The sequence below is a fragment of the Natrinema soli genome, from assembly GCF_028618695.1.
In genome coordinates, this window is sequence record NZ_JAQIVI010000588.1 from 1 (window position 1) to 1,218 (window position 1,218).

Below are 1,218 nucleotides of genomic sequence, written 5' to 3' on the forward strand. Positions count from 1 at the left end.
CCGCCGCGTCGACGCCCGCCGCGACGGCCGCCGTTTCGAACTCCTCGTAACAGTGCTCGAGCCGTCGGTGCCACTCGCCGACGGTCTCGACGTAGCGCCAGCGCTGGCCGTGTTTCGGGAACGCCTTGTAGCTCTGCTTCCGGTCGCAGTGGGCGCGGGCCCCGTTGGCGATCCGTTCCCCCCGATGGTACGGCGACGAGTTGACCAGCGCGAGCGCCGGATCGAGGGCGATGAGCGCGTTGAGCTGGTCGGTCACGTTCCGCTTCTCGACGTGGATGTGGGTCCCGGCGCAGTACTTCGCGTAGTCGAAGTTCTCGCCGATCACTTCGTTCTGGATACGACCCCGCTCACCGGGGCGGCGGTCGATCTCGTCGCCGTTGATCGGCGTCCCCAGCGGGACGAGATGCTTGTCCAGAGCCGCCGCTCTCGAGAGGACGGCCTCGAGTTCCGTGACGAGCGCCGTTCGGAGCTCCGAGACCGTCTCGCAGGGCGGCGTTTTCACCTCGAGCAGCGGCTCGACGGACGCTCGTTCGGTCCGCGTCGACACGTCCGCGAGCGGCCCCGACTCGGCGAGATTTCCGTCGCTATCGACGACCCAGTACTCGACTTCGATGCTCGTGTTCATGCTCGAGGTGACTGCGTTCTCATCGGATGGCCGGGCTGACGGCGTCGGTTTCAGTCGGCCGCAACTCTGTTAGACGGGTTCGATCGGTTCGGTCGGCCGGCTCGAAAACCGAGCCTCGTCCTCGGTGGTCGTATCGGTCCAGTTGGACAGATTTGCGGAAGTGACCGCGCCCTGCAGCCGCCACCGCTATTTCACTGGGATCGCTGTTCCAGGTCCGCGGGGTTCGACGTGTCCCTACTCGTCATTCCGTCCTCACTGATGCGACCGTAATCGTTCGCAACCAGTTGCAGGGCAGTTACCGGAAATCAACCACTGCGGGAACCGCCGGACTACGGCCGGCTCGTTTCCAGCGAGTCGACGATCGACGTCTCTCGCTCGAGGCCCTCGAGTCGCCGGAGCGTCGTTCGTTCCTCCTCGAGGATCTCCTCGAGCGGTTCGACGATGTCGTCCGCGTAGGCGAGGCGGCCCGCGAGCGCGAGCAGCCCCTCGTAGGAGCGGATCTCGAGGCGCTCCGCCGCGAGGCCGATTTCGAGGTCGACGTATTCCGGCGGTGACTCGCCGTCGGTCGTGCGGGTCCGTCGCGACTCGGCGAA

General features: G+C 66.3%; 2 protein-coding genes. Both read right to left on the reverse strand.

Going from position 1 to position 1,218, the window contains the following annotated elements; translation table 11 throughout:
• Window positions 1-625: glutamate-cysteine ligase family protein (locus PGX04_RS27135; protein ID WP_273741333.1), on the reverse strand; the 625-nt coding region annotated here is incomplete at its 3' end.
• A 329-nt stretch (window positions 626-954) separates the two neighbouring features.
• On the reverse strand, window positions 955-1,218 hold a 264-nt coding region (locus PGX04_RS27140; RefSeq protein ID WP_273741334.1), incomplete at its 5' end, for a DUF892 family protein.